Raw genomic sequence first — 20,436 nt, forward strand, 5'->3', positions numbered from 1 at the left:
AGGGCCAAAAAGTTATTAACAATTTTAGCCCAAAAATTGAAAAAAAATATCTTAAATTTTGTTAAATACTGTCCTAAGGATGGGGAGTATTATAATCTCTGCAAAATTCTTCAAATTCACTAGGGGAAAAGATATTTAAATCATAATTTGACATTAATTCAAAGTTTTAGTTTAAAGCAATATACAAAACTTTATAATTATTAACAATCTGTGTTGAGTGTTGAATATTTGATGTCGATAATATTGTGTTTTTGAAATTAAAAATAAACTACATATGAGTTTAGATAAATATATATACCCCCATTTACCCCAATACCTGTAAAGTTTGTAAAATAAGCCATAATAAAAAACTTTTAAATATGTATCGAAGGTGTATCTACTATATTGATTCAATACCCCCATCAAGTGTTTTTTTTATTATACCCCCTGCACGATATCTTTGTTTTTTGACGATTGTTTTTCTCGTAAAAGGTTTGATCTATGTTAATGTTTTTGGTTCGAAATGCTTGTAATACTTGTGTTTATCAGTTTTTTGACGTATATTTATACTACTTTTTTACACACTAGTTTCTGAAAGAAAACCTTGTTTCTATGTGTACAAGGTTTAATACAATAAATAAAAATGCCTAGAAGTATTGGCGTACTACTAGGCGAATCAATAAATTTTAAATCGTACTTAAAACTTATCAACATGACAAATTTAAGAAATTGTCTTGATACTGCCAGTATCTATTGTGGCACGTATGCCAAGTATAACAATGGAAGCCTTTACGGTAAATGGTTAAACCTTTCTGACTATTCTGATTTTAATGAATTACAGGAAGTAATGTATGAACTTCATTCTGATGAAGCCGACCCCGAATTTATGTTTCAGGACTATGAATGTCCGATTCTGGAAAAACTAGGATTATTGAGCGAGTGCCATATATCAAAAGATATATACAATGTACTTGAACAAATTAATGATTCAGGGCATGATGTAGAGGTTTACGAAGCGTGTTTGGATTGTTTAGGAAGAATGGACTTCCAAAGTCTATATGAATATGTAAACAATTTTTATTACGGCGAATTTTCGAGTGATGAAGATTTCGTACAATGGCTATATGAAGATGACACGTTTAACATTCCAAATTGGGTTGCCATTGATTGGGAAGCAACAGCACGGAGCATTATGTTTGATTATTTTGAAAGTAACGGACATTATTTTAAATCATAGTATATTTGTAATATTATAAACCCTTTGTATGTTTTAAAATTCAAATAGGTTTAATTAAGTTCAAACAGATTTAAAAAAGTACATTTCAAAAATTCGGGTACAATTTTGGGTACAAAAACAAAAAAGAGAAAATGTAATTATTTAAAATTCAATAATTTACAAATTCTCTTCAGCTTAAAAAGTGGAGTTGGAGGGATTCGAACCCTCGTCCAAACAAGCAATACATAAGCCTTCTACATGCTTATTCTACTATTGGTTTTCGACTGAAAGCAGAGAGCAGACACCCAACTTCCAGCTTATCTTCTGAAATTTTCGTGTTTTAGCCAAAGCATCTAAAACCTTATTTCCGCATTCCTATACCCCAGGATCAAACGCCGCAGAACAGAGCATTTGTGGAGTATCTTGCTTCCTTACTATCTTCAGGAAAACGCTTGATCTACTATACTTCGATATTAAGCTGCAAGAGCGAACTCTTCGTTGCCAGTTAAAATTTTGTAGCAAGGGATTAAAGAGATCGCGCTACGGTTCTCTGCATGCTTACTTACCCATTGATCTTGCTGTCGAAACCAGTCAACCCCGTAAATAAAAGTGAATGCAAAGATAGAGCTTTTTGTTTAAAAAAACTTAATATGCTTATTGCTTTTTTTGAATCAAAGTCATAGCCTGTATGTATCCGGTATTATTTTGACCTGAAACTTTTCAGAATATTGAATGGTTCACTTCTTCCTGTTCCTGTATTTGAGTCAACCTGCCTGTATACAAGATTTCCTCCTGTTATTTCGAATATAAGATCGTCTCCGTTTTGTACATCAAAAGTCAGTTTATTAGTGCCGGATCCTGTAAGGGTAAGATTGTTTACGTTGTTATTGCCAAAATCGTGTCCTTTGGCGCCTATAATAAACCCGCTTCCTCTGGACCACGTTACGGTCGCATATTTACTTACTCCAACTCCGTTTTGACCCTGGAAAAAAGGGGTGTATACAGTAAATCCTAGAATGCTGCCTGAATTTACAGTACAGAGAATTTTATTGGTTGCACCGCTGGTAGTATAAGAGCCGTCAAAAGTTATAGCATTGTCATTGGATCTGATATCGGTTTGAGTAAATACATTCCCGCTGTCATCAGCAGCCAAAGGTGAGAAAATATTATAGTTAATATCTGCGTTTTGTCGTCCGTTTGTGGTGCTTATTGTATTTATTTTTAAAGCAGACTTTGTGGTTGAACCCGGATCAATATTCAATTGTGAACCGGGTGAGGCTGAATTGATGCCTATATTGCCGTTACTCAAAACTGTTATTTTTTCATTTAAATTTGAATTCGAAATCTTTAAAGCCTTAGTGGAGCCGGAATTATCTTTCGATACAATGTCAAATTTGGCAACAGGCTGGTCCGTATTGATGCCGAAATTTCCTGTCTGCGCAAAAATAAAGCCGCCGGGGAACATCAGCATTCCCAAAAAAATAGTTTTCATGCTGTTATCTGGATTTAAAGCTGTAATAAACATTAAATGGTGCAGAAGTGGCGCCGGTTCCTCCGATACTGTAATTAAGAGATCCCATATTAACCCCTGCGCCAACACTTCCCGTTAAACTTACTGAAAATACCAGATCCGCACCATTGGCAAAATCAAATGTCAGGGTATTGGTTCCCGCTCCATTGACTGTCATTGGGTTTATTGTAGCTGAGGAGCTGTCATACCCATAATTTGATACAACAAATCCTGCATTACGGGTCCATGTAATGTCAGCATATAAAACATCACCGGTTCCCAGATTGAAATCAGGGGTTAGTATTTGAAAATGGATAATATTTCCACCTGATAGATTGGTTAAACTAGTGCTTGCTGTTGTGGCGGTATAGCTTCCGTCAAATGTGGAGGCAGATGTGTTGGTTGTTTTTATGTCGAACTGCTTAAAAACATTGCCGTTATTGTCAACAACCAAATTGCTGAATTGATTGTAATTTACGCCGGACAATATGCTTTTATCCTTTGTGTTGCTTAGATTATTGAGTTTTAAAACAGATTTGCTAACTGCTCCCGAATTCACATTCAGCTGTGCTGTATTGGCGGTGGAAGTTGGACTGTTGACGCCTACATTGCCGTCATTCTGAACAGTTAAGATCTCCGTGGGCGTGGAATTGGAAATCCTGAGCGCTTTGGTGGCGGAATTAGTATTTGATGAAATAATATCCAGAGTAGCGCTTGGAGAATTGTTGTTGATTCCTACATTCTGAGAAAATAAGAGTGAAGGAAAAGCTATAAAAAGAATCTTTTTCATTCTGGTAAATTGTTGATCCATCAAAATTAAGATTGATATCCAGGCCTTAAATCAACTTTAATGTCAACTTTAAATGAGTTTTTAAATTTAGTTAGTGTTTATGTAATTTTTTGATTTTTAATAGGTTGGATAAATAAAATTCAAAAAAGCCTTATGAACTTAGATGAAAAGGGTCCCCTCAATGTGTAAGGGCGTAAAATTGAACTGCAAATATTGCATAATCATCAACTAAAGTGTACTCCTTCTTAATAATCTGTTATGGTATTTTGGAACGCTTTTTACATTCATATGAAACCGTAATTATCAAAAAAATAACTTCTCATTCTAAGTTTAATGATAACCTATCCGGAATTTATTGGCTCTAAATTATTTAAAAGAATTATTTAAAAAAAAGTAATGGGGTTTTTAATTATTTTGTATTGATTTTCTTGAATAATATTGATTTTTATTATTGGATGGTACTTATGATTGTTATTTTTGTAATTGCATGGTAGGACATAATAACCTCAAAATTATTTTTTAATGATTATAATTTGCCAATCAATGAAAAATTATTAACTTTGCAATCCAAAATGAGATGTAAAATATGTTAATAATTCCAGTAAAAGATGGTGAATCCATCGACAGAGCTTTAAAAAAATATAAAAGAAAATTTGATAAAACGGGTACAGTTCGTCAATTAAGAGCTAGACAGCAGTTTATTAAGCCTTCTGTAACTTTAAGACAAGCTAGACTAAAGGCCGCTTACAAACAAAGAGGACTTAGCAAGGAAGAGCAGGCTTAAGATTTTTCTTAACCACATACTAAATTCACTTCTTAAATACGTATATTTGAGAGGTGAATTTTTGTTTTTATACCTTAGTGATGTTAGATAAGTATTTAGAATATTTACAGTTCGAAAAGAGGTATTCACCTCACACGATTACAAGTTACAGAAAAGATCTTGAAGACTTTTCCCGTTTCTGCCTTAAAACAGAAGCTTCCGAAGATATTTCCAAAGCTGATAAAAAAGTAATCAGGAACTTTATTGTTGAATTGAGTGAAAACCATATTTCAAAAAGAAGCATCAACAGGAAATTATCGTCACTCCGTAGTTTTTATTTATTTCTTTTAAAAATAGGAGAGATCAAAGTTTCCCCTGCAGAAAGTGTATCTTCCCTTAAGTTTTACGCTGAAAAACAGATACCTGTCTCGCAGGAAGAAATGCAGATGCTTAATGATCGTGTCCTGGAAAACACTCATGATATTCTTGAAAGATGTATCGTTGAAGTATTATATCAGACGGGGATGCGTAAAGCTGAGCTTTGTGGCCTGATGTTTGACGATGTTAATATAGACGGAAACGAACTCAAAGTAATAGGAAAAGGAAATAAAGAACGTTTCATTCCTGTTTCTGCGGACCTCTCGGACTTGTTAAGAAGTTATTTGGAGATAAGGAAACCCCACCATGAACATATATCATATTTTTTCGTCAATAAAAAGGGTAAAAAACTCAATGAAAAATTTGTTTATGTGGTAGTTAATAAGTACCTTAGTCTTGTAACAACGAAAGAAAAAAGAAGTCCTCACATCCTTCGTCATAGCTTTGCTACACACGTTTTGGATAATGGGGCGGAGATCTCCAAAGTAAAAAAAATATTAGGGCATTCCAGTCTTGCCAGTACTCAAGTCTATACGAATGCCAATATTGAACAATTGAAAAAAGTGTTTAATCAGGCTCACCCTCGAGCATCTAAAAAAGAAGAATTATGAAGATCACAGTTCAATCAATTGGTTTAACTCCACACGAACCATTAGAATCACACATTGACAAAAAAGTAAGTAAACTGGAAACCTTTTATGATAAAATTCATGAGTGTAAGGTGTTCTTAAAAGTTGAAAATAACTCGGATAAAAGTAACAAGACTGCTGAACTTATTTTAGCTGTTCCAGGCGATGATATCGTAGTGAAAAAGACATCTGAAAGTTTTGAAGAAAGTTTAGATCTGTGTGTTGATACTGCTAAAAAGCTATTAATCAAGAAAAAAGAAATGGCATAGTAAAAAAAGTTAAAAAAAATTATAGAAAAGTTTGAGAATTCAAAAAATCCGTTCTATATTTGCACTCGCAAAAAGGGAACAGCGATCTTTTGAATTCTTTTTTTATTTGCCTCCATAGCTCAGTTGGCCAGAGCACGTGATTTGTAATCTCGGGGTCGTGGGTTCGAATCCCTCTGGAGGCTCTTTTAATATAAACATGAGGGGAGATTCCAGAGTGGCTAAATGGGACTGACTGTAACTCAGTTGCTTCGGCTTCGTAGGTTCGAATCCTGCTCTCCCCACATTTTATATTAGATAAAAATTTGTGTATCTAAAGGATTTTTCCTAAGTTTGCACAGCGTTACCAATAATTTTGGAAACAAAATTGCGGAAGTAGCTCAGTTGGTAGAGCGTCAGCCTTCCAAGCTGAATGTCGCGGGTTCGACCCCCGTCTTCCGCTCAAAAAGTATCACTCTGTTAGAGGGTGATTTTTTTTTCACTGCTGAAGAGCATAGAGTAGATTCTCTCTAAAGCCTTCAGTCTACATTTTAAAATTGCCTCCATAGCTCAGTTGGCCAGAGCACGTGATTTGTAATCTCGGGGTCGTGGGTTCGAATCCCTCTGGAGGCTCAATTTTAATATAAACATGAGGGGAGATTCCAGAGTGGCTAAATGGGACTGACTGTAACTCAGTTGCTTCGGCTTCGTAGGTTCGAATCCTGCTCTCCCCACATTTTATATTATAAAAAATCTTGCAGATTTAAAAGGATTTTCCTAAGTTTGCACAGCGTTTACCAATAATTTTGGAAACAAAATTGCGGAAGTAGCTCAGTTGGTAGAGCGTCAGCCTTCCAAGCTGAATGTCGCGGGTTCGACCCCCGTCTTCCGCTCAAAGAAAATCACGCTAATTAGTGTGATTTTTTTGGTTCAATGCCGACTTAGCTCAGCGGTAGAGTGCTTCCTTGGTAAGGAAGAGGTCACGGGTTCAAGTCCCGTAGTTGGCTCTCCAGATTTCCCGGATTCTTTTCGGGATTTTTTTTTGCCCTGAAATCAAAATTAAATTTTTTGATATTATAATACTAATGCATTAGACTTACATTAATCATTGTTGCTGCATATAGAACCAAATAGTAGATTAATACGCTTACTTAGTCAAATCAATCTTTGATTGATTATTTCTTTGCATCCTCAATGTAAATTATTACAATTAAATTTTGCGTCAAAAAACTCACAAGAAAGATCATAATAAGTAGGTTGATAAAAAATATATATCCCTTTTTTAATGTAAAAATTTAGCTTAAAATTTGATTAAATCTGGTTATCTACATCCAATAGATGGCGTAGGAACATGAAAATTTTGTTAAATTCGTATAAAATAAGATTTTAATGAATATTCTTTTATTGGAAGACGACCTTATTCTTTCCGCGGAACTCTGCAGATTCCTGGAATCAAACAGTTTTACCTGTGATAAAATCTATGACGGTGAAACCTTTCTCCGCCAGATTAAGAACAATACCTATGATCTGTATCTGCTTGATATCAATGTTCCCAAAATAAACGGACTCGATGTCTGCCAGACCATACGCTCTTTCGATAAAAATACACCCATCATCATCATCTCGGCTTACGGGGATATTTCTGATAAGAAAGATGCATTCACACGACTTGCTGATGATTACCTGGTAAAACCTTTTCAGTTTGAAGAGCTATTGCTAAGGATGAATTCATTATTGAGACGAAAAGCTCCTTCTGATACTACAGATCAGGATATCATAAGGGTAGACGATCTTATTATTAACAAAACTGAACAGAAGGTGTACCGGGCAGGCAATGAGATAGCGCTTACCCTTAAAGAATTTCAACTGTTGGTTTACCTTGCCGAAGCACAGGGCAGAACTGTTTCCAAACAACAGATTACAGAGCATGTGTGGGAGCATAATTTTAACACGAATACCAATACAGTAGAAGTTTACATCAATTTTTTGAGAAAAAAGATAGATAAAGACTTTAAACTTAAACTGATCCATACCCGTTCCGGTTTCGGATATTACCTAAGCCCATTGTAGATGTCTTTAAAAAGAAAGATAGCATTAACCATCAGTATCGCTTTTTCCCTGCTTTTTGCAATGGTGATGGCGGTGATCTATCTGTCTTTTAATGATTTCAGAAGAGATGAATTCAAAGAAAGATTCAGGCAGCGGCTTGAATTTACATCACATTTTATTTCAAAGTCCAGAAATTTTGAAGAAGAAGCACCCATCTTTTTTAATGAAAATTCAGACAATATCCTGCTTAACGAAACGATTTTAATTTTTAACAGTGATAAAGAACTTGTCTACAGTACAATCAAAGACAGGAATGTAACCTGGGACAATTCTCTTCTTAAAGAACTTGACGAAAAGAAAATTATTTACACGGAAAAAACGGTTCCTGAAATCTATGCAGCGCTTCGTAACATCAATGGGGAAAATTATTACATTCTTACCAGCGCTTTCGACACCAACGGGAAATCCAAGCTGGAATATCTTAAATACCTTTTGATCACAGCCTATGTAATGAGTACTCTTCTGATCGGATTTTTCAGTTACTACTTCATGGGGCAGTTTCTGCGTCCGCTGGAAGACCTGAATAAGGAAATTTCAGAAGTTACCGCCCATAAACTTACCACGCAGATTCCGGTTCAGGAGTCTAATGATGAAATCAACGTTCTTGCCAAATCCTTTAATACAATGATTGCAAGACTCGATGATGTTTTTCAGTCGCAGAAAGACTTTACGGCCAGTGCATCGCATGAGATCCGGACTCCTATTACGAGAATGGCGTTTCAGCTGGAAAACCTGATCAAGTTCGGAGAACATTCCCCGGAAACACTGGCTTCTTTAAAACAGATCCAGAGAGATGTTTACCAGCTTTCCGATCTCACCAATTCTCTTTTGCTGCTTACAAAATTCGATAAAGAAAATATACAGAGTATTTATGAAGAAGTGAGAATTGATGAAGTTATATTTGAGGCCTTTGAAGCTGTAGAAAAAAGCTACCCGGCTTTGAAGCTTGATTTCCTGATCTCTGAAGATACATCGGAAAATGGCCTTTTGACGATAAGTGGTGTTCAGTCTTTGCTGGTTATTGTCTTTATTAATCTTTTTAAAAATGCAGCTGTGTATTCTGACGATGCAGAAGTAGATGTTTTAATAACGGAAACAAACGATAAACTTACGGTTGACGTTACTTCCCGCGGAAATACTATTCCTGAAGAAGAACAAACCAAATTATTTGAAGCATTTATGAGAGGCAATAATTCTCAGAATATTTCAGGCTCGGGCCTCGGGCTTAGAATTGCCAAGAGAATTCTGGAATATCACAATGCAGAAATCAGATATTCTTCTCCTGCAGACCATACCAATAATTTCAGCATCATATTTAATAAACAGTTTTAATCATATCTGAGACTTTAATATTCTTAATTGTTTATTTTCAGTCTAATGATTTAATAATGGTAAATTTTTAATTGAATTTATAATAAACATAGTATTTATCAATGTTATTGATCTGAATTTAATTTTTTTTTAAGGCTTCTTTAAGGCCATTTTAATCGTATAAGGGCAATTTTGTATCATAAAAAAGATAGAATGAACAAAATTGCAGGGCTGTTTATTGCCATTTCCTCATTCATGGCAGCGCAACAGCAAATGTCGCTTCTGGACTGTGAAGAGGCTTTTCAGAAAAACAATCTCCAGCTTCTTGCAGAACAGTACAACATCAATATGGCCGATGCAGATATCCTGCAGGCCAGGATTTGGGAACTTCCACAGCTGAGCGGGCAGATCAATGCATATAATCCTGAAGGTAAAAAAGCCTTTGATATAGGCCATGCCAAAGGAGCAGAGATCACCCAGCTGATCTATATGGGCGGGAAAAAGAAAAATGAGATTGCCTTTGCAAAATCAAATAAAGAACTGGCCCAGCTTCAGTTTTCACAGCTTCTGGTGGATCTCAGAGCCCGGCTTCGGTCTACCTATTTCAATTTGTATTACGAAAAACAAAAACTGGATAACACCAATAAACAGTTGGGTTACATGAATGACCTTTTAAATGCTTACCGTGTACAGTCAGCAAAGGGAAATGTTTCTTTGAAAGATGAAGTGAGATTACAGAGCCTTGTTATTCAGCTCAACAATGATAAACTGGGGATCAATAAAAACATCCTTGAATTTGAACAGAATCTGAAAGTACTTACCGGAATCTCAGATGATATAGATCCGCAGCTTTCTGATGCAGACGCAAAAGAGATTCTTGCCGCCCAACCATTCGGAGATGAAAATGAGCTGAAAAGAAAAGCGCTGGAAAATAACTCCGACTATCAGTATTTCCTAAAACTGATTGATAACAGCAAATTATATGCACAGTGGCAGAAATCCCTGAATATTCCGGATCTTAACGTAGGTGCCGGATGGGATCAGAACGGGGGAACATTTAAAAATGAAGTCAATCTTATGGTAGGTATCCCGCTGCCTTTATGGAAATCCAACCAGGGAAATGTTGAAAAAGCAAATTATGCCATCCAGCAGAACCAGAAAAATGCAGATTACCAGAAGCTGAATCTTGAAACCAAAGTTCAGGCTGCCTACAAAACCTGGAAAAGTCAGTACGACCAGCTTGCAGATATTAAAACGACAGACCTCAATAATATGGAGCTGGTTTATGACGGGATGCTGAAAAATTTCAGAAAAGGAAACATCAACCTTATAGAATTTACGGATTTCATGGACAGCTACCGGGAAACAGCACTTCAGATCTATGATATGAAAAACGACATCATGCAGTCTGCAGAACAACTTAACCAACTCATACAAACGAAAATCTTCTATTAAGCAATGAAAAAATATATAATACCTGTACTGATAGTCCTGTCTTTATTATCATGTGCAAAAAAAGAGGAAGAAAAAGCACCGCAGGCAAAAAAAGGATTTGAGCTGAGTAATACAATGCTGAATTCCATCTCACTGGCTAAAGCTGAAAGAAAAAATGTAGAAGACCAATACAGCTTTTACGGAAAAATATCTGCCGATAAAAACAGCTACATTGATGTTTATCCTTTGGTAGGCGGAAATGTATTAAGTGTAAATGCCGAGCTGGGAGATTATGTGAAAAAAGGGCAGGTGCTGGCAACCATCAGAAGTACCGAGCTGGCCGAAGTTCAGAAAGATGTAAGTGATGCAAAGACCGATCTTGTTGTTGCTCAGAATAATCTTCGCGTAGCCAAAGAAATGTACGAAGGAAAGCTGAATACCGAAAGAGAAGTACTTGAAGCTAAAAGCGTTCTTCAGAAAGCACAGGACCAGATGCAGAGAGCTGCTGCCGTAAGTACGGTGTATAATGTGAAGAAAGGAAATATTTACAGTGTTGTAGCGCCCATCAGCGGATATATTGTTCAGAAAAATATTAATAAAGATATGCAGCTGAGAAGTGACAGAAGCGAAAATATCTTTGACGTAGCCAATACAACCAACGTCTGGGCAATCATGAACGTGAATGAATCAGATATAGATAAGATAAATCTCGGAATGAGAGCCCAGGTTTCCACATTATCCTATCCGGATAAAGTTTTTGACGGAAGAATAGACAAAATATTCAAGATCATTGATCCGGAAACCAACGCCATGCAGGCAAGAGTAGTACTGGACAATGCAAACGGCCTGCTGATCCCGGAAAGCAAAGCAACCATCAAAGTATCCAGCTCTGAGAACAGTACAGCACTGACGGTTCCTTCAAAAGCCGTAATTTTTGATGATAACAGAAGTTTTGTAGTAGTCTTTAAATCAAGAACAGATATAAAAATTAAAGAAATAAAAATACTGAAACAGGTAGGTGATGTTACTTACGTTTCCGAAGGTTTGTCCGAAGGGGAACAGGTGATCACAAACAACCAGCTGCTGATTTACCGCTCATTGAACAGTTAAATTTTATATTAAACCATTAAGAGTTCAATTAAGAATTAAGTTGAATTAAGGAAATCCAAAGTTAGTGTAATCACTCAGCTTCATTAAAATTCGCCTGTGAATTACTTAATACTCTAAATCCCTTAAGTCTGCTTAATGGGTCAAAATTTTTTCCAGGTTCAATATTCAAAACAGAAGAATCAAAAATTCTTTCAACGGCTTTTTTAGGTCATCAATTTAATCATCATGAATAAATTCATTAAAAATATAATTGCTTTCTCGTTAAAAAATAAAGCATTTACCTTTATCTGGGTAGCTATTTTAGCCATTGCAGGATTTATAAGCTTCAAAAATATGCCCATTGAAGCCTTTCCGGATGTTACCAATACCCAGATAGTTATTATAACCCAATGGAATGGGCGTAGCGCAGAAGAAGTGGAACGTTTTGTGACTACCCCCATCGAATTGGCCATGAGCCCGGTTCAGAAGAAAACCAGCGTGAGAAGTACCACCATGTTTGGTCTCTCCATTGTTAAGATTCTTTTCGACGATGGGGTGGATGATACTTTTGCCAGAAATCAGGTCAATAACCAATTAAGAACCGTAAGCCTTCCTGATGAGGTGGATCCGGAAGTTCAGCCACCCTACGGGCCTACAGGCGAAATTTTCAGGTATACCCTGGAAAGTAAAACAAAAAATTCAAGAGAGTTGCTGACTCTTCAGAACTGGGTAATAGACCGTGCATTGAGAGGAGTTCCGGGAGTAGCGGATATCAATGTTTTCGGAGGCCAGGATAAAGTTTTCGAATTAAGCATTGATCCGAGAGCCCTGGATAAATATAATCTTACGCCGCTTCAGGTATATGATGCCGTTACCAAAAGTAATTTAAATGTCGGCGGTGATGTGATCGAGAAAAACGGACAGGCCTATGTAGTTAGAGGAATCGGGTTGGTGAAATCCGTAGCAGATATCGGCAATATTACCATTCAGAATGATAACGGAAACCCGGTGCTGGTGAAAAATGTGGCAGATGTCCACGAAAGTTCCATGCCCAGAGTAGGACAGGCCGGTCTTAATCATCATGAAGATACAGTAGAAGGAATCGTTGTGATGAGAAAAGGCGAGAATCCGAGAGAAGTTCTGGTTGGGGTAAAAGCCAAAATCAAGGAACTTAACGAAAAAGTTCTTCCAAAAGACGTTAAAATGGTAACATTTTATGACCGTGATAACCTGATGGATTTTACGACACATACTGTCATGCATAACCTTATTGAGGGAATTGTTCTGGTTACGGTGATCGTTCTGATCTTTATGGCAGATTGGAGAACTACCCTTATCGTTTCCATTATTATTCCGCTCTCACTGTTGTTTGCATTCTTATGTTTAAAGCTGGCCGGAATGAGTGCCAACCTGCTTTCTTTGGGAGCGGTAGATTTCGGAATTATTATAGACGGAGCCGTCGTCATGGTAGAAGGCCTCTTTGTTATGCTCGATCATAAAGCACTGAAATATGGAACAGAAAAATTCAATAAGCTGTCAAAAGGAGGATGGATCAAGCAGACGGGAACAGGTTTGGGGAAAGCTATTTTCTTTTCAAAATTAATTATCATCACCTCACTGATTCCTATTTTCTCATTTCAGAAAGTGGAAGGAAAGATGTTCTCACCCTTGGCGTTTACTTTAGGCTTCGCTCTTGTGGGGGCATTGATATTCACATTGACGCTGGTTCCCGTTCTTTCACATATTCTTTTGAATAAAAATGTAAAAGAAAAAAACAATCCCTTTGTGAATTTCTGGGACAGAATTGTTCTGAAAGGCTTCAACTATACTTTTAAACATAAAAGAATGAGTTTAATTGTTGCCGTTTCCTTTATGGTAGTCACATTATTCTCCGGAAAATTCCTGGGAACGGAATTCCTGCCGCAGCTGAATGAAGGTTCACTTTGGATTACCGCGGAAATGCCGATGAGCTCTTCATTAAAAGAATCCCTGAAAACGGCAGATCTTTTAAAGAAAGATATTATGAGCTTTCCGGAAGTTACCGACGTTCTGGCACAAACGGGACGAAGTAATGACGGAACGGACCCCAACGGATTCGGATTTGTACAGTTTGCCGTCAACCTTAAGCCGAAAGAAGACTGGAAACGAAATATCAGCTATGAAGAACTCATCGAGGAAATAGATAAAAAACTCAGAAGCTATCAGGGAATCACATTCAATTATTCCCAGCCGATCTCAGATAATGTGGCGGAAGCCGTAGCAGGTTTCAAAGCGGAGAACGGGATCAAAATATATGGAGATAATCTCGAAACCCTGGATAAACTGGCCGATGAGGTTTTAAAACAGATCAAAGATGTAGACGGCGTAAAAGATCCGGGAATTATTAAAAATATAGGGCAGCCGGAAGTAAGCGTAGTCTTGGACAGGGATAAAATGGCGGCTTACGGAGTGATGCCTGATGATGCGCAATCTGTGCTGGAAATGGCTTTCGGAGGAAAAACTGCTTCGGAAATGTTCGATGGTGAAAGGAAATTTCCGATCCGTCTCCGCTATTCCCAGGAGTACAGAAAAGACGAAAATGATATCGCTTCACTGATGGTTCCTACACAGGACGGTACAAAAATTCCGCTGAAAGAGATCAGCAATATTGTAAAAGACAATGGAGCCGCATTTATTTACAGGGATGATATTAAAAGATACATCGGGGTTAAATTTTCAATCCGCGACCGCGACCTGGGAAGCACCATTGCCGATGCCCAGAAAAAAGTGGCCCATATTGATCTTCCTGATGGCTATTCCATTGGCTGGACAGGTCAGTTTGAAAACCAGCAGAGAGCCTCACACAGACTGGCACAGGTCGTTCCGATCAGTATCCTGGGGATTTTCTTCCTGCTGTTCATCCTTTTTGGAAATATGAAAGACTCATTACTGGTACTGGCCAACGTACCATTTGCATTGATCGGGGGAATAATTGCCCTTCACATTACCAGAATGAACTTTGGGATCTCGGCAGGAGTGGGAATGATTGCTTTGCTCGGGATCTGTATCCAGAACGGGGTGATTCTCATTACGGAATTCCATCAGAATGTTAAGAACGGGTTGAGCCTGGATAATGCCATATTCAATGGGGTAAAATCAAGGACACGTCCGGTTATTATGACTGCACTGATGGCTTCAATAGGGCTGATGCCTGCCGCACTGTCCACCGGAATTGGATCAGAATCCCAGAAACCTTTGGCCATTGTGATTATTGGCGGATTGATCACAGCGACGGTGTTAACACTGTTGATTTTCCCGATTATATTCTGGATTTTCAACAGGACGAAAAAATCCCAGCAGATTTAATTTTTTCTTCTATTCTATATTTATTAATTGAAGCGCGGAAAACAGAGTTTTCCGCGCTTCTTGGTATCGAAATAATTATTATGAGTCTTTTTAAAGTCCTAATCCCAGTGTAAAAGCTTTTACAGCATTCGGATAATCTGAAACAGTTGTTGTAGCTCCTGATGTCGTATTTATAGTATACAGTTTTGTTGAGGTTCCCACAGTAGCCATTAAATAAGCTTTTTGGCTCATGCTTCCGATATCAAAACCGTTAGCATTCGTTATATTGATTCCCAAAGAACCGGTTTCTACCAAAGTTCCGTTGTTGGGTGGGTTTTGCTGATACAGTTTATCCGTATTATGATCGATCACAAATAGAGTAGTGGCAGTTGCCCCTGCAAAATTATTAGTATATGCTGAGGCGCTGATCATTGACCCAGCCGGGTTAATCGTCATATCCACTGCTGTAATAGCTCCGGTAACAGGATCTAAACGGAGATTTTGTCCTGTGTTACTTACTACCCGTATTTTGTCAACCACCGGATTAAAATCAAATCCAAAATCAGTTCCTGAAAGCAAAGTGGCAAAAGGTGAACTTCCCACTGCTGTAGCAGCGCCTGTTCCTAAATTAATAGTATAAATTCTGCTTGTACTTCCCAAAGCATATAATTGTCCATTTGCAGGTCTGAAATCTATTCCTAAAATATTTTCACCGGTTTGTAATCCTGCCACTGTTTTTGAAACAGGCATCGGGCTGTTCGGATTAAATATCTGAAGGTTATTTGAATTATCAATAGCATAGGCTACTGCTTCTGTAGGAATTGCCAGATCAATAATAGGCTGCTGGAGCATCCCGATATGAGTTGCTTTACCGTTATTCAGATCCAGAATATGCAGTTTGTCATTTAAAGCTAATAAGGCAGTACTATTATCATATTTAATATCAAAAGCAGCCTGTCCGGAGAATGTTGTTCCAAGGTTTCCTACTTCTGCCAAAGTTCCGTTATTGGGCGGATCTTGTTTGAATAATTTTCCGCTGGCAGCATCAATATCATATAAAACAGTAGAAGAAGCCCCTGCTTTGCTGTTGGTATAAGCCACTCCTGTGATTCCGGTACCGGAAAGATTGGTATCTGTAGCAGCAACGGCCCCTGTTTCAGGATGCAGTCTCAGATTCTGTCCGGAATTGCTTACCAGGCGAATCCTGTCAACTGTAGGGTTAAAATCAATAGAAGCAATTGTTCCGGAAATAGCAGGACTGAAAGCTGCAGAGTTCACCACTCTTGCGGATGTATTGCCGGTGTTGATAATGTATAATTTACTTGCATTCGACAATGCATATAATTCTCCGGTGGCGGGTCTGAAATCTATACTTAATAATTTTTCACCTGAAGGAATGCCTGTTACTGCTGCTTTGGAAACAAATGCTTTAGGATTATTAGCATTGAAAGAGACCAGTTCATTCATCCCAGTTAGGCCGTAAGCCATAAGATCCGGACCGGTAATCATATTTTCTGACATTATATTCTCATCAGAATTATCACATGAAAAAAAAGTTGTCGTGATCAATAGTCCTAAAAAGAGTGGTAATAGAGTTCTCATAATATTATTTTTAATGGTTTAATTATATCTACGAGAAAATATTTAGGACGGTTTTATATCATGGATTTTATTTGTTAATGAAATATTTTTGTATTCTATATTATTCAGAATTAACCAGATATTTATCCTTTGCCATAAAAACGTTTATAATGATTTTTTTCAATCCGGAAATTTGTGTAAATTTGCAGTCTCACAGATTGAAATATAAGGTTTGTGCTTCTTTGATTTGAATATTGAAACTTTTTTAAATAAAAAGGTTTTGGTATTTAAAAAATCATTATATTTGCACACCGAAAATTTGAATAATAATAAAATAAATAATTTTAAATCATGGCAAAGGAAACGTTTAATCGTAACAAACCACACTTGAACATTGGTACTATTGGTCACGTTGACCATGGTAAAACTACACTTACTGCAGCTATTTCTGCTGTATTAGCTAGTAAAGGTCTTGCTGAGAAAAAAGACTTCTCTGCAATTGACTCTGCTCCAGAAGAAAAAGAAAGAGGTATCACTATTAATACCGCTCACATTGAATACGAAACTGTAAAAAGACACTATGCTCACGTTGACTGTCCAGGTCACGCCGACTATGTTAAGAACATGGTAACTGGTGCTGCTCAGATGGATGGAGCTATCGTAGTATGTGCTGCAACTGATGGTCCAATGCCTCAGACTAGAGAACATATCCTACTTTGCCGTCAGGTAAACGTACCTAAAATTGTTGTTTTCATGAACAAAGTTGACATGGTGGATGATCCAGAATTGTTAGAGCTTGTTGAAATGGAACTTAGAGACCTATTGGCTACTTATGATTTCGACGGAGATAACTCTCCAGTAATTCAAGGTTCTGCTCTTGGTGCACTTACTGCTGCAACTGAAGGTAACTCTGATGATAAGTGGTTCAAAACTGTAGAAGAGCTAATGGATGCTGTTGATGAGTGGATTGATGAGCCGGTAAGAGATACTGAAAAGCCATTCTTGATGCCAATCGAAGACGTATTCTCTATTACAGGTAGAGGTACTGTTGCAACTGGTAGAATCGAAGCTGGTATTATCAACACTGGTGATCCAGTTGATATCGTTGGTATGGGTGATGAAAAATTAACTTCTACAATTACAGGGGTTGAGATGTTCAGAAAAATCCTAGACAGAGGTGAAGCTGGTGATAACGTAGGTCTATTGTTGAGAGGTATTGAAAAAACTGACATCAAGAGAGGTATGGTTATCGCTAAGAAAGACTCTGTGAAGCCACACAAAAAATTCAAAGCTTCTGTTTATATCCTTTCTAAAGAAGAAGGTGGACGTCACACTCCATTCCACAACAAATACCGTCCTCAGTTCTACGTAAGAACTACTGACGTTACAGGTGAGATCTTCTTACCAGAAGGTGTAGAAATGGTAATGCCTGGTGATAACTTAGAAATTACTGTAGAATTGTTACAGCCAATCGCTCTTAACGAGGGTCTTAGATTCGCGATCAGAGAAGGAGGTAGAACAGTTGGTTCTGGTCAGGTAACTGAAATCCTAGACTAATCATCTTAAAATAAATAAAGCTTCCGGAAGGAAACTCTCGGAAGCTTTTTATCTACGGGCATCGTCCAATGGTAGGATACCGGTCTCCAAAACCGTTGATCAGGGTTCGAATCCTTGTGCCCGTGCAAATATTAATTATGAGTTCATTTGTCGATTTTTTAAAAGGTTCTTATAACGAATTCAGACATAAAGTTGAATGGCCAAAGTGGGCTGATCTTCAGTCTTCTACTATTGTAGTAACTATTGCTACAGTGATTTTGGCATTATTTACCTTTGGAGTTGATGAATTGTTTTCAAAAGCAATCAGCAACATAATAGGAATGCTAATTAACGTGTTCAACTAATAAATGTTTTCCCATAATGAGCGAATTGAAATGGTATGTGCTGAAAGCAATCAGCGGACAGGAAAATAAAGTGAAAAACTATATTGAGACAGAAATCAAACGTTTAGGGTTTGAACAGTACGTTACTCAAGTGGTTATTCCTATGGAAAAGGTTATTCAGATCAGAAATGGAAAAAAAGTTCCTAAAGAAAAACCTTACTATCCTGGATACTTAATGATCGAAGCTGATCTGATGGGAGAAATTCCTCACGTGATTAAAAATATCCCGGGAGTAATATCTTTCTTAAGCTTAACAAAAGGAGGTGATCCTGTTCCTATGAGAAAATCTGAAGTAAACAGAATGTTAGGAAGAATGGATGAGCTTTCAGAATTTGCAACAGATGTTGAGATTCCATACATTGTAGGTGAAAACGTTAAAGTAATAGACGGACCTTTCAATGGATTCAACGGAACCGTTGAGAAGATTCTTGAAGACAAAAAGAAAATTGAAGTTTCTGTATTGATCTTCGGTAGAAAAACTCCAATGGAACTTAGCTACATGCAAGTGGAAAAAGTATAATAGAAATAACTTACTATATAAAGACTGCTTTTTAAGCAGTCTTTTTTTTTGTGTCTATAATCAATTATCTCATTGAAGTTTATCTGTGAGTTTGAGTAAAAAATTCTTATATACTTTAGATTTATAGGATATTTTACGTATTTTTTAAATGCGTGCTGTTTTGAATTATCTCTTTGGATGTGTCCTATTTTGTTTATTTCTTTTGTGAATGCCTGTTTTATCATATATTAGTATTTCTGTTTATGGATTATCTATATAATTCATTTAAATAGAATAATAGGAGAGATGTATTTTTTTATTAACAGTTCTTTAAATTAATTTGATTAAATATTTGGGATTTATATATTTGCCACAACTAAATCAATGGGAGAATAGGACTGCCTTCAGCTTTCTGATATTATTTCAAAATTTTTCATAAAAGAAGATATTGGTTTTGAAAATCAAAGCGTTAAAAAGATGTAATATCTATGTCATACTTTTTATTTTCAGAAATATCTGCTATTAAACTAATTTTGTCCCATTAAAGGATTGGCTCAATTAATAATCTTAATATATAAACATAAAAACATGAAAAAAGTTTCTTATCTGCCTGTTCTTCCTTCATGGGGAATAATAGTGCACAGGTCCACATTGGTTACTTGTAAATCTAATGCTCCAGCAGTAATTATTTAACAGTACTCATTTAAAAAGCTGCATATCATTACCAGGCATCAACCTTTTTCTGTTGAATGCCCTTCTGTCTTTTATATTTCAGATACAGAGCTGCCGTATTCTTCAAGATACTTTTAAATCTCTCAATGTATTAAAGGAAGATGCAAAAGCATATGGTACTCATTATAATTTCTAAAATATACAGGTGGCAAATGATATGAGCACTAATTAATTTATCAAGGCATGTATTCATTAAATTTATTGCAGAGAGTTACCGCAGGGGGTAAAAAAATTCTCTATATTGACGGTCTAAGGTTTTTTTGTGTAATTACTGTATTTATAGAACATTTTATAGATTATTACTGTGACAAGAATCTTTTTTTTGCAGAAAATTATACCGTTATTAACTATAAGTATATAGGTTCAACAGGTATTTATCTGTTTTTCTCCATCAGCGGGTTTATTATAGGGCTGCCATTTATACGGCAGTATGTTTATAAGCAGGGTACTGTATCTATTAAAGATTATTTTATCAGAAGGCTAACGAGGCTTGAACCTCCTTATATCATATTGCTGATATCACTTTTTATCCTGCAGGTATTTATTCTGCATACTAAAAGTTTTGAGGTATTGTTTCCCCACTTTCTGGCATCTCTTTTTTATGTTCACAATATTGTTTACAATGAAGGATCTGCCATAAATCCTGTATTGTGGACACTGGAAATAGAAATCCAATTTTACATTCTCGCTCCTGTTTTTGCACTTCTTTTCAAGGCCAATAAAATAGTCAGGAGAAGTTGTCTTTTTATATTAATCTTTTTTTGGAACAATATCAATTTTATTCATTTTGAATTCAAAAGCCTATTGGGATACTTATAATACTCCCCATCCTTAGGACAGTATTTAACAAAATTTAAGATATTTTTTTTCAATTTTTGGGCTAAAATTGTTAATAACTTTTTGGCCC

General features: G+C 36.6%; 16 protein-coding genes, 8 tRNA genes and 1 other RNA gene. 21 read left to right on the forward strand and 4 right to left on the reverse strand.

The window, feature by feature from the left end:
* Positions 1-691 precede the first annotated feature (691 nt).
* A complete protein-coding gene (locus HNP36_RS18980; protein WP_184167739.1) occupies positions 692-1,216 on the forward strand; it encodes an antirestriction protein ArdA in 525 nt (174 codons plus the stop codon).
* A 179-nt stretch (positions 1,217-1,395) separates the two neighbouring features.
* Here the strand turns inward: HNP36_RS18980 and ssrA are convergent.
* From ssrA to HNP36_RS18995, 3 genes are all read right to left on the reverse strand, one after another.
* Positions 1,396-1,794, reverse strand: a transfer-messenger RNA (tmRNA) gene (ssrA, locus tag HNP36_RS18985).
* A 101-nt stretch (positions 1,795-1,895) separates the two neighbouring features.
* Positions 1,896-2,687 (reverse strand): hypothetical protein, encoded by a 792-nt coding sequence (locus tag HNP36_RS18990; RefSeq protein ID WP_184167726.1) that lies wholly within the window; start codon positions 2,685-2,687, stop codon positions 1,896-1,898.
* A 4-nt stretch (positions 2,688-2,691) separates the two neighbouring features.
* Positions 2,692-3,495, reverse strand: a complete 804-nt coding sequence (locus tag HNP36_RS18995; RefSeq protein ID WP_184167723.1) for a hypothetical protein — start codon at positions 3,493-3,495, stop codon at positions 2,692-2,694.
* Positions 3,496-4,081: 586 nt separating this feature from the next.
* Here HNP36_RS18995 and rpsU point away from each other — a divergent pair.
* The 15 genes from rpsU (at position 4,082) to HNP36_RS19070 (ending at position 14,798) form a co-directional block, all read left to right on the forward strand.
* On the forward strand, positions 4,082-4,279 hold the full coding sequence (rpsU, locus tag HNP36_RS19000) for a 30S ribosomal protein S21 (protein ID WP_034679125.1): 198 nt from the start codon (positions 4,082-4,084) through the stop codon (positions 4,277-4,279).
* An 80-nt stretch (positions 4,280-4,359) separates the two neighbouring features.
* The gene (locus HNP36_RS19005; RefSeq protein ID WP_184167720.1) at positions 4,360-5,247 is read left to right on the forward strand and encodes a tyrosine-type recombinase/integrase; all 888 of its coding nucleotides are present in this window, start codon (positions 4,360-4,362) and stop codon (positions 5,245-5,247) included.
* Entirely contained in the window at positions 5,244-5,534 is a 291-nt protein-coding gene (locus HNP36_RS19010) for an HPF/RaiA family ribosome-associated protein (RefSeq protein ID WP_040997429.1), read from the forward strand. The genes HNP36_RS19005 and HNP36_RS19010 overlap by 4 nt, the downstream gene beginning before the upstream one ends.
* 108 nt (positions 5,535-5,642) lie before the next feature.
* A tRNA-Thr gene (locus HNP36_RS19015) sits at positions 5,643-5,716 on the forward strand.
* Positions 5,717-5,734: 18 nt separating this feature from the next.
* Positions 5,735-5,815: transfer RNA gene (locus HNP36_RS19020), tRNA-Tyr, on the forward strand.
* A gap of 85 nt (positions 5,816-5,900) precedes the next feature.
* A tRNA-Gly gene (locus HNP36_RS19025) sits at positions 5,901-5,973 on the forward strand.
* A gap of 96 nt (positions 5,974-6,069) precedes the next feature.
* Positions 6,070-6,143, forward strand: a tRNA-Thr gene (locus HNP36_RS19030).
* Between the two features lie 20 nt (positions 6,144-6,163).
* Positions 6,164-6,244: transfer RNA gene (locus HNP36_RS19035), tRNA-Tyr, on the forward strand.
* Between the two features lie 86 nt (positions 6,245-6,330).
* Positions 6,331-6,403, forward strand: a tRNA-Gly gene (locus HNP36_RS19040).
* Positions 6,404-6,445: 42 nt separating this feature from the next.
* Positions 6,446-6,517 (forward strand) — tRNA-Thr (locus HNP36_RS19045).
* A 382-nt stretch (positions 6,518-6,899) separates the two neighbouring features.
* On the forward strand, positions 6,900-7,580 hold the full coding sequence (locus HNP36_RS19050) for a response regulator transcription factor (RefSeq protein ID WP_184167717.1): 681 nt from the start codon (positions 6,900-6,902) through the stop codon (positions 7,578-7,580).
* Positions 7,581-8,951, forward strand: a complete 1,371-nt coding sequence (locus HNP36_RS19055; RefSeq protein WP_184167715.1) for an ATP-binding protein — start codon at positions 7,581-7,583, stop codon at positions 8,949-8,951.
* 192 nt (positions 8,952-9,143) lie between these two features.
* Positions 9,144-10,385 (forward strand): TolC family protein, encoded by a 1,242-nt coding sequence (locus HNP36_RS19060; protein WP_184167712.1) that lies wholly within the window; start codon positions 9,144-9,146, stop codon positions 10,383-10,385.
* A 3-nt stretch (positions 10,386-10,388) separates the two neighbouring features.
* Positions 10,389-11,474: an efflux RND transporter periplasmic adaptor subunit gene (locus HNP36_RS19065; protein ID WP_184167708.1), complete on the forward strand. Its 1,086-nt coding sequence runs from the start codon at positions 10,389-10,391 to the stop codon at positions 11,472-11,474.
* Between the two features lie 225 nt (positions 11,475-11,699).
* Complete coding sequence (locus HNP36_RS19070; protein ID WP_184167705.1) at positions 11,700-14,798, forward strand: efflux RND transporter permease subunit; 3,099 nt, start codon at positions 11,700-11,702, stop codon at positions 14,796-14,798.
* Between the two features lie 90 nt (positions 14,799-14,888).
* Here HNP36_RS19070 and HNP36_RS19075 read toward each other — a convergent pair whose 3' ends face one another.
* Positions 14,889-16,379 carry a DUF4394 domain-containing protein gene (locus HNP36_RS19075; protein WP_184167702.1) on the reverse strand — a complete coding sequence of 497 codons (1,491 nt, stop codon included), beginning with the start codon at positions 16,377-16,379 and terminating at the stop codon, positions 14,889-14,891.
* A gap of 330 nt (positions 16,380-16,709) precedes the next feature.
* Here HNP36_RS19075 and tuf point away from each other — a divergent pair, with 330 nt between their 5' ends.
* The 5 genes from tuf to HNP36_RS19385 all read left to right on the forward strand — a co-directional run bounded on the left by tuf (position 16,710) and on the right by HNP36_RS19385 (position 20,348).
* Positions 16,710-17,915: an elongation factor Tu gene (tuf, locus tag HNP36_RS19080; protein WP_184167699.1), complete on the forward strand. Its 1,206-nt coding sequence runs from the start codon at positions 16,710-16,712 to the stop codon at positions 17,913-17,915.
* A 54-nt stretch (positions 17,916-17,969) separates the two neighbouring features.
* A tRNA-Trp gene (locus HNP36_RS19085) sits at positions 17,970-18,040 on the forward strand.
* A 12-nt stretch (positions 18,041-18,052) separates the two neighbouring features.
* Positions 18,053-18,259 (forward strand): preprotein translocase subunit SecE, encoded by a 207-nt coding sequence (secE, locus tag HNP36_RS19090; protein WP_034702507.1) that lies wholly within the window; start codon positions 18,053-18,055, stop codon positions 18,257-18,259.
* A 16-nt stretch (positions 18,260-18,275) separates the two neighbouring features.
* Positions 18,276-18,818: a transcription termination/antitermination protein NusG gene (nusG, locus tag HNP36_RS19095; RefSeq protein ID WP_040997417.1), complete on the forward strand. Its 543-nt coding sequence runs from the start codon at positions 18,276-18,278 to the stop codon at positions 18,816-18,818.
* Positions 18,819-19,712: 894 nt separating this feature from the next.
* The gene (locus HNP36_RS19385) at positions 19,713-20,348 is read left to right on the forward strand and encodes an acyltransferase family protein (protein ID WP_184167696.1); all 636 of its coding nucleotides are present in this window, start codon (positions 19,713-19,715) and stop codon (positions 20,346-20,348) included.
* The last annotated feature ends 88 nt before the right edge of the window (positions 20,349-20,436 follow it).

The sequence above is a fragment of the Chryseobacterium shigense genome, from assembly GCF_014207845.1.
Taxonomy (GTDB): Bacteria; Bacteroidota; Bacteroidia; order Flavobacteriales; family Weeksellaceae; genus Chryseobacterium; species Chryseobacterium shigense_A.